The organism is Streptomyces sp. CO7 (assembly GCF_053474865.1).
The window spans coordinates 189,631-198,929 of the sequence record NZ_JBRIOU010000004.1; the positions used below are offsets into that span (position 1 = coordinate 189,631).

Sequence of the window (9,299 nt, forward strand, 5' to 3'; positions counted from 1 at the left end):
GCGGGGGGGGGGGCGGGCCCGCCTGCGGCTGCTGCTGGTACTGCTGCTGACCCTGCGGGCCCGGGGCCTGCTGCTGGCCGCGGAACCAGTTGGTCTCCAGCGAGTCGAACAGCGGGGTCCCGCCGTCGGTGTGGCCGTTGACCGGGGGCAGGTCGCCCTGCGCGGGCTGCTGCGCGCCGTAGCCGCCGTACTGCTGCTGGCCGCCGGCCGGAGGCTGCGGGAACTGACCGGTGGAGGACGGGTCCTGGTACTGGCCCGGGGCCGGGAACTGACCGGTGGACGAGGGGTCCTGGTACTGGCCCGGCGCGGGGAACTGACCGGTGGACGAGGGGTCCTGGTACTGGCCCGGCGCGGGGAACTGACCGGTGGACGAGGCGTCCTGCGGCGCGGCCGGGTAGCCCTGCTGCGGGTACTGACCGCCGGCGGGAGCGCCGGGGCCGCCGTACTGCTGCGGGGCCTGCGGCTGCTGGGGGGACTGCGGCTGCTGGGCCTGCGGCCGGGCGCCCTGCTGGGGGCCGCGGGCACCGGGCGCCTGGGGCTGCTGCTGCGGCGCGGGGCCGTCGAAGTCGGGGCGCGGGAACTGGGCGGTGGAGCCCGGTCCCTGCTGGTCGTCGACGCGCGGCAGCTGCGAGGTCCGGCCGAAGTCGTCGTGACCGCGCGGACCGTCGGCCGGACGGGCGCCGCCGGGGAGCTCGGCACGCGGGCCGCCCGGAGGCGGCAGCTGCGGCTGACGCGGACCGGACTGGCCGCCCTGGGCGCGGTTCTGCTGCCCGGCACCGGGACCCTGGCCCCTGCCCTGGCCGCCGGCCGGACCCATGCCCTGACCGCCCGCCGGGCCCATGCCCTGGCCGCCGGCCGGGCCCATGCCCTGGCCCTGCTGCGGGGTGCGCTGCGCCGGGACCGAGCCGCGGTTCTGCTGCTGCGCCGGGCCGGCCGGGAAGCCGGCCTGCGGGGCCTGCGCGGAGGGACCGCCGAAGCCGGCGCCCGCGGTGGGACGGCTCTGGCCGGGTCCGCCGCCGGGCATGCCGCCCTGGCCGCCGGAGCCGCCCTGGCCGAACGCTCCGCCGCCGGAGCCGCCCTGCCCGAAGGCTCCGCCGCCCGAGTCACGGGCGGGCAGCGCGGGACGCGCGCCCGAGCCGAGGGCCGCGCCGGCGCCGCCGCCGCGGCGGGCCGCCGCCGCACCGGCCGCGGCCGCGGCGACACCGCCGCCGCCCTGGCCCTTGCCGGGAACGGCCTTCTTGTCGCCCTGGGCGACGTCCACGGGGAGCATGACCAGCGCGGTCGTGCCGCCGGAGTCCGAGGGACGCAGCTGGATGCGGATGCCGTGACGCTGCGAGAGGCGGCCGACCACGAACAGGCCCATGCGGCGGGAGACGGAGACGTCCACCGTGGGCGGCGCCGCGAGGCGCTCGTTGATCGCGGAGAGGTCCTCCGGCGAGAGGCCGATGCCGGTGTCGTGGATCTCGATCAGCGCGCGGCCGTCGGGCAGCGCGTGACCGGTGACCCGGACCTTGGTCTGCGGGGAGGAGAACGAGGTGGCGTTCTCCAGCAGCTCGGCGAGCAGGTGGACGAGGTCGTTGACGACGCGGCCGGCGATCTCGGTCTTGGGGACCGTGGACAGCTCGATGCGCTCGTACTGCTCCACCTCGGAGGCCGCGGCGCGCAGCACGTCGACCAGCGGGACCGGGCGGGTCCAGCGGCGGCCGGGCTCCTCGCCCGCGAGGACGAGGAGGTTCTCGCCGTTCCGGCGCATACGGGTCGCGAGGTGGTCCAGCTTGAAGAGGGAGGACAGCTGGTCCGGGTCGGCCTCGCGGGACTCCAGTTCGGAGATCAGCGTCAGCTGGCGCTGGATGAGGCCCTGCGAACGGCGCGAGAGGTTGGTGAACATCGCGTTGACGTTGCCTCGCAGGAGGGCCTGCTCGGCGGCGAGGCGGACCGCCTCGCGGTGCACGTCGTCGAAGGCCGAGGCCACCTGTCCGATCTCGTCCCGGGAGTGCACACCGACCGACTCGACGGTGGTGTCGACGTCCTGCGGGTCGTTCTCGGAGAGCTGCTTGACCAGCTCGGGCAGGCGGTCCTTGGCGACCTTGGTGGCGGTGTCCTGCAGGCGGCGCAGCGAGCGGATCATGGAGCGGGCCACGACGAAGGCGCCGACCAGGGAGACGCCGAGGACGACCAGGATCAGGACACCGGAGATCAGCGCCTCGCGCTGGGCCTCGTCCTGGAGCTCGCGGGCCTTCTGCTCCATCTCCTCGAGGAGCGTGTGCTCGATGCTCTCCATCGACTCGAGCTTGGTGGAGGCGTCGTCCACCCAGTCCTGGTAGGACTGCCGGTTCACGTTGCGGGTGCCCTTGGGGCTGAGCACGGTGTCCGCGTACTTGTCCGCGGCCTCGATGACGCTGTTGTTGCCGAGCGGCTCGAGGGTCTTCTTCGCGCCGGATCCGTAGATCGTCGTGAAGGCGTCCAGGTCGCTCTTCTCGCTGCCGATCGCGGCCTCGCCGTAGAGGCGGTCGTTCTCGGAGAGCTTGGCGAAGGAGGCGGCGTCCTTGGGGAGCGCGGCGGCGATGACCGCGCGCTGCATGGACGCGTACTCCTTGGCGGAGGAGAAGGCGGCCAGGGCACGGGTGCGCTGGATCATCTCCGGGTTGCTGGTCGCCTCGGCCATGTCGGTGGAGAGGTCGAGCAGCTGGGTGATGAGCCGGTGGTAGGACTCCACCGTCTGGGTGGCGTTGCCCTTGGAGTCGTAGGCGTTCTTGCGCAGCTTGTCGAGGTCGCGCAGCTCGCCGACGAGGCCGACGAGGCTGTCGCGGACGCCCTGCAGCTCACCCTCGGTGAGCTGGTCGTCGACGGCCTCGGTGTCCTTGAGGAAGGTGCTCTTGGCGCGGTCGGTCTTCTCGCGCGGCGTCTTGACCTTGTAGTCGCGGTCCGAGCCGCCGTGGGCCAGCGGGCCGGCCGTCACGTCGCGCTCCTCCTGGAGCGCGGTGGCGAGCTCGGTGGCCTGCTTGGTCATCTCGGTCAGCAGCTGCATGTTCTCCAGCTGCTGCATGTCCTCGAGCGAGTCGCTGATCCGCAGTCCGCCCAGGGTGGTCGCGGCGACCACGGGCAGCGCGAGCAGCGAGACCAGTCGGGTGGAGATGCGCCAGTTGCGCAGGGCTATGCGGGAGCCCGGGCCCGTGGATCCGCCGCCGGCCGGCTGCAGCACCGGGGCGGCCGCGTCGCCGTCCGGTGCCTGGCCCGGGGCCTGGGCGTGCTGGGGCGAGGCACCGCGTGCGGTCCCGTTGTGTGGCTCCGGCTCCGCCGAAGCGCTGCCATCCCTCTTGAAACGTCCCTGCACTAGCGTCGCAACCTCTGGACCAGGCGTCCCCCCGGGGGAAGGGACGGTGTCGGCGTATGCGAGGGCGCGTTCGGGCTGCGCCCCCGTTGTGTGGTCGTGAAGTGACCTACGTGGTCGTGATGGACCGGCGCTTCCTCCCCCTGCTGACCTCCGCCCGGAGCTGTCGGCGCTCCGGAGCGTCGGCTGGTTCCACGACGGTCCGTGGAATTCCAGCACAGTGGCCGATCCTCAACAAGGCCCGTAGGGCAGGCCGTGACCCAGATGACACGTTGTACCGGCCGCGTCACACCCCGTGGAGGCTTACACCGGGCAAAACGGGTGTTCCCCCAGGTACCGCACGGCTCGCACAGGTGTCCCAGTCGCCATGATCAGGAGCGGAATGGAGACTTTCACTTGCTTATGTCCGCTATCGCCCTGTGCCCGTTTCGCCCGACTGGCCCGGAATGACGGGCGGTCAAGTGAGGAAAATCACTAAGGATTCACGTACCCTTCACCGGTTGGGCGGTGAAACGCGCGTTTAGTCTGACGTTTTAGCCTGACGCTTGAGAGGGAACCGTCGGCGGGCCGCCGACGTCCGCCCGACGCCGCACCCGACGCAGCAGCACCCGCCATCAGAGGGGTCCGAACGACAGTGAAGACGAACATGAGCGCTCGCAACACCGCCAACCCGCGCCGCACCACCCTGGCGCACCTGGAAGACGCCGCGCACCTGCTCGGCGAGGAGCTGGAGCACTCCGTCGACCTGCCGGCCCAGACGGCCAACCCCCGCCGCACGATCCTCAACGAGGTCCCGGTCCGCGCGACCGCCGAGTAACGGCGCCGCGGCACACCCGCCGCCCGTGCGGACGGTGCGCACCACCGGCCCCTCCCTCCGCGTTAGCCTGGAGCGTCAGACTCCGGCCGGCAGCTCAGTGAGGGGCACCAGGATCCCGTGCGCATCGCCAGATTCTCCATCGACGGGAACGTCGCCTTCGGCGTGGTCGAGGGCGACAAGCAGGACGAACTCGTCCTCGACATCATCAAGGGCATCCCGTTCGCGGAATTCGAGCTCTCCGGCACCAAGGTCCCGCTGAGCAAGGTCCGCCTCCTGCCGCCCGTCCTGCCCAGCAAGGTCGTCGCGTTCGGCCGCAACTACGCGGAGCACGCGGCCGAGATGGGCGGGGAGGCGGCGCAGGACCCGTTCGCTTTCTTCAAGCCGTCCACCTCGGTGATCGGCTCCGGCGACGTCATCCAGTACCCGTCCTTCTCCCAGGAGCTCCACCACGAGGCGGAGCTCGCCGTGGTGATCGGGCGGATGTGCCGCGAGGTCCCGAAGGAGCGCGTCAAGGACGTGATCCTCGGCTACACCTGCGCCAACGACGTCACCGCCCGCGACGTGCAGCGCCGTGAGCAGCAGTGGGCGCGCGCCAAGGGCTTCGACACCTCGTGCCCGCTCGGCCCCTGGATCGAGACCGAGCTCGACCACTCCGACCTCGCCGTCCAGTGCACGGTCAACGGGCAGCAGCGCCAGCTGGGCACCACCGCGCAGATGGTCAACTCGGTCGAGGACCTGGTCGTCAACATCTCCGCGGCGATGACGCTCCTGCCGGGCGACGTGATCCTCACCGGCACCCCGGCGGGCGTCGGCCCGCTCCAGGACGGCGACGAGGTCGCCGTCACCATCGAAGGCATCGGCACTCTCACCAACAAGGTTGTCAAGCGTGGCTAGCGCACCTGTCCGTGTACGTTTCTGCCCCTCCCCCACCGGTAACCCGCACGTGGGCCTGGTGCGCACCGCCCTGTTCAACTGGGCGTTCGCCCGGCGCAACCAGGGCACCCTGGTCTTCCGCATCGAGGACACCGACGCGGCCCGCGACTCGGAGGAGTCGTACGAGCAGCTCCTCGACGCGATGCGCTGGCTGGGCTTCGACTGGGACGAGGGCCCCGAGGTCGGCGGTCCGCACGCGCCGTACCGGCAGTCGCAGCGGATGGACATCTACCGCGACGTGGCGCAGAAGCTGCTGGACGGCGGCTACGCCTACCACTGCTACTGCTCCGCCGAGGAGCTCGACGAGCGCCGCGAGGCCGCCCGCGCGGCCGGCCGCCCGTCCGGCTACGACGGCCACTGCCGTGAGCTGACCGCCGAGCAGGTCGCCGCCTACGAGGCGGAGGGCCGCAAGCCGATCGTGCGCTTCCGGATGCCCGACACCACGATCACCTTCGACGACCTGGTGCGCGGCGAGCTGACCTTCACCCCGGAGAACGTGCCGGACTACGGCATCGTCCGGGCCAACGGCGCCCCGCTGTACACCCTGGTGAACCCGGTCGACGACGCGCTGATGGAGATCACCCACGTCCTGCGCGGCGAGGACCTGCTCTCCTCCACCCCGCGCCAGGTCGCGCTGTACGGCGCGCTGATCGAGCTGGGCATCGCCAAGGCGGTCCCGCGCTTCGGCCACCTGCCGTACGTGATGGGCGAGGGCAACAAGAAGCTCTCCAAGCGCGACCCGCAGGCCTCGCTCAACCTGTACCGCGAGCAGGGCTTCCTGCCCGAGGGCCTGCTGAACTACCTGTCGCTGCTGGGCTGGTCCCTCTCCGCCGACCGGGACGTCTTCTCCATCGAGGAGATGGTCGCCGCCTTCGACCTGAAGGACGTCAACCCGAACCCGGCGCGCTTCGACCTCAAGAAGTGCGAGGCGATCAACGGCGACCACATCCGGCTGCTGGACCCGAAGGAGTTCGCGGCGCGCTGCGAGCCGTGGCTGCGGGCGCCGTTCGCCCCGTGGGCCCCGGAGGACTTCGACGAGGCGAAGTGGGCGGCGATCGCCCCGCACGCGCAGACCCGTCTGCGCGTCCTGTCGGAGATCACCTCCAACGTCGACTTCCTCTTCCTCCCCGAGCCCGTCTTCGACGAGGCCTCGTGGAACAAGGCGATGAAGGAGGGCTCGGACGCGCTGCTGCGCACGGCGCGCGAGAAGCTCGAGGCCGCCGACTGGTCCTCCGCGGAGTCCCTCAAGGAGGCCGTCCTGGCCGCCGGCGAGGCCCACGGCCTCAAGCTCGGCAAGGCCCAGGCCCCGGTCCGCGTCGCGGTCACCGGCCGCACGGTGGGCCTGCCGCTCTTCGAGTCCCTGGAGGTCCTGGGCAAGGACGCGACCCTCGCCCGCATCGACGCGGCGCTGGCGAAGCTGGCCGCGTGACGCCTTAGCCGCACGCCGCACGAACGAAGGGGCGGTGGCCGCTCCCGGAGGTACCTCCGGGAGCGGCCACCGCCCCTTCGCGCTTCCTGTGTGCACGTGCACCGAATCGCGCCCGGTGCGTTCCCCTGACGTGGCCTTTCCTCCTACTGTGCCGTTGTCGGCGGGGCGGGCGGTCGGGCCGGTCCCGGGCAGGGAAGGGACGAGGGGCACGGCGTGGCCGAGCTGAACGGATTTGTGGACGAGCGCTTCGCGGCGGTGCGGGAGGCGGCGGAGGCCAATCTGGCCACCGGGGCGGAGACCGGGCTGTCGATCTGCCTGGACGTCGACGGCGAGCGGGTGGTCGACCTGTGGGGCGGTCACGCAGACCGGGCGCGCACCCGTCCCTGGGAGCGGGACACTCTGGTCAACGTGTGGTCGACGACCAAGACGCTGACCTCGCTGGCCGCGCTGATCCTGGTGGACCGCGGTGAGCTGGACGTCGACGCCCCGGTGGCCAAGTACTGGCCCGAGTTCGCGGCGGGCGGCAAGGAGGGCGTGCTGGTCCGGCACCTGCTGAGCCACACGTCCGGCGTCTCCGGCTGGGCGGCGCCGTTCGACGCGGCGGACATCTTCGACTGGGAGCGCTCGACCGCGCACCTGGCGGCGCAGGAGCCGTGGTGGACCCCGGGCGAGGGCTCCGGCTACCACCTGCTCGACTTCGGGCACCTGGTCGGCGAGGTGGTCCGACGGGTCGGCGGGAGGCCGCTCAAGCGGTTCGTCGACGAGGAGATCGCGGGCCCCCTGGGCGCGGACTTCCGCATCGGCGCGCGGGAGGAGGACTGGGACCGCTGCGCGGAGATCATCCCGCCGCCTCCGCTGCCGGTCGACCAGAGCGCGATCGACCCGTCGAGCGTCTTGATGAAGACGTTGACGAGCGCGCCGCTGCGGGCGGAGATCGCCAACACGGAGCAGTGGCGTCGCGCCGACATCGGCGGGGCCAACGGTCACGGCAACGCGGCCTCGATCGCTCGGGTCCTCTCCGTGATCTCGCGCGGCGGCGAGGTCGACGGGGTGCGGCTGCTGTCGCCGGAGACGGTGGAGCTGATCTTCCGCGAGCAGGCGCGGGGCGTCGACCGGGTGCTGGGCGTCCCGCTGCGCTGGGGCATCGGGTACGCGCTGCCTGAGCCGGCCGGGGTCCCCTTCATCCCGGAGGGCCGGATCTGCTTCTGGGGCGGCTGGGGCGGCTCGCAGATCGTGATGGACGTAGAGCGGAGGATGACCTTCTGCTACGTGATGAACGAGATGAAGGCGGGCCTGGTCGGCTCCGAGCAGGGGGCGCAGTACCTCTCCGCCGTCTACGCGGCGGTCTGACCGCACCGGGGCCCGACCGCGCCGCGGCGCAGACGGCGGGGCCCGACTCCGCCGGGGCCTGACCACGCCGGGGCCCGACGTACCCGTGCCGAGGGGGCGGCTCCCTGAGCCGCCCCCTGCGCCGTGGTCCTCGGTGGCGTGGGCCCCGGTGCCGTGGGCCTCGGTGCCGTGGTCCCCGGTGCCGTGGTCCCCGGTGCCGTGGTCCCCGGGTGCCGGGTCAGAAGCCGCCGCCGAAGTCGCCGCCTCCGCCGCCCCCGAAGCCGCCGCCGTCGCCGAACCCGCTTCCGAAGTCACCGGAGTTGAAGTCGCCGCCGCTGAAGTCGCCGCCTTCGGACCCGCCGCCGTCGCCGTAGCCGCCGCCCCAGCCCGCCCCGTAGGCGGGGCCCGCCATCATGCCGCCGAGCATCGTGCCCATCAGCAGCCCCGGCAGCAGCGCGCCGCCGAAGTAGCCGCCGGCCCAGGGACCGTAGACCGGGCCCGCGTCCCAGTAGGGGCGGCGGGTGCCGTACCCGGTGTCGACCTCACGGATCATCGGGTCGAGCCCGTCGGCCAGCCGTGCCTGGTCCGCGGCGCACACCGGCACGTCACGCGCCGTGCCGCCGGGCGGCGTCCACCGCGCGTCGGCCACCGACGGCCCGTGCCGCGGGTCGAAGAAGCAGGGCGCGCGCCGCTCCGGCAGGGGGCGGCCCTCCCGCCGCGCGGCCAGCACGGCGAGTGCGAACCGGCCGTCCTCCAGGGTCTCGGTGACGCCCTTGACGTCCTCGGGCCGCTGGGCGGCCGCCATCTTCGTCTTGGCGTCCTCGTAGCTGTCCAGCGCCCGCGCGTAGTCCGCGCGCATCGCGTCGTCGGCGCCCGGCTCGCCCGGGTGGAAGTCCAGCCGGTCGAGTTCCTCTCCGTACGCGGTGATGTCCTCGTCCACGACGACCCGCAGCCGCTCCAGCGCCTCGCGCCGGTCCGCCTCGGCCCGGCGGCGGCTGCGACGGGTGACCACCAGCGCACTGCCCCCGACCACCGCGGCGAGCGCGCCGACGGTCACCAGGGCGCCGACGCCGTTGGCCGCGCCGGCCCCCCGCCCGTTCCAGCTGTCGGGCGCGGACCCGCTCATGGTGTCCAGGGCCCGGTCGGTGAAGTTGCTCAGCTGCTGCGCGGCCGGCTCGCCGTCCACGCTGCGGGCCAGGTTGCTCACCGCCTGGCGGGACATCACCGAGGAGTCGGCCCGCGCGTCGAACCGGTCGCCCAGGCGTATGCCGTAGACGCCGGTGATGCCGGTGGCGGAGCGCAGGTCGCCGAAGATGTTGTCGGTCGGGTAGTCGGCGGGCAGGACCACCAGGAACACCGCGCGGTCCGCGTCCTCGATCCGGTCGGCGAGATCGGCCGCCTCGGCCTGCGAGAGCTGGTCGGCCGCCTGCGGGTCGACGTAGACGGGGTTGTCCCGCAGG

The 9,299-nt window shown here is 72.9% G+C and carries 6 protein-coding genes; 4 read left to right on the forward strand and 2 right to left on the reverse strand.

Annotated elements, in window-relative coordinates:
- Positions 1 to 3,334 (reverse strand): nitrate- and nitrite sensing domain-containing protein (locus ACOV8S_RS13600; RefSeq protein ID WP_448318078.1); only part of this gene is annotated, 3,334 nt, incomplete at its 3' end.
- Between the two features lie 631 nt (positions 3,335 to 3,965).
- Between ACOV8S_RS13600 and ACOV8S_RS13605 the strand changes: the two genes are divergently transcribed.
- The 4 genes from ACOV8S_RS13605 (at position 3,966) to ACOV8S_RS13620 (ending at position 7,860) form a co-directional block, all read left to right on the forward strand.
- Positions 3,966 to 4,148, forward strand: a complete 183-nt coding sequence (locus ACOV8S_RS13605; protein ID WP_448318079.1) for a hypothetical protein — start codon at positions 3,966 to 3,968, stop codon at positions 4,146 to 4,148.
- Between the two features lie 117 nt (positions 4,149 to 4,265).
- Complete coding sequence (locus tag ACOV8S_RS13610; RefSeq protein ID WP_351111997.1) at positions 4,266 to 5,042, forward strand: fumarylacetoacetate hydrolase family protein; 777 nt, start codon at positions 4,266 to 4,268, stop codon at positions 5,040 to 5,042.
- Complete coding sequence (gltX, locus tag ACOV8S_RS13615) at positions 5,035 to 6,510, forward strand: glutamate--tRNA ligase (RefSeq protein ID WP_448318080.1); 1,476 nt, start codon at positions 5,035 to 5,037, stop codon at positions 6,508 to 6,510. Before ACOV8S_RS13610 ends, gltX begins: the two co-directional genes overlap by 8 nt.
- Before the next feature lie 213 nt (positions 6,511 to 6,723).
- Complete coding sequence (locus ACOV8S_RS13620) at positions 6,724 to 7,860, forward strand: serine hydrolase domain-containing protein (RefSeq protein WP_448318081.1); 1,137 nt, start codon at positions 6,724 to 6,726, stop codon at positions 7,858 to 7,860.
- Between the two features lie 217 nt (positions 7,861 to 8,077).
- On the opposite strand, the gene ACOV8S_RS13625 is transcribed toward ACOV8S_RS13620, so the two are convergent.
- On the reverse strand, positions 8,078 to 9,299 hold a 1,222-nt coding region (locus tag ACOV8S_RS13625), incomplete at its 5' end, for a hypothetical protein (RefSeq protein ID WP_448318082.1).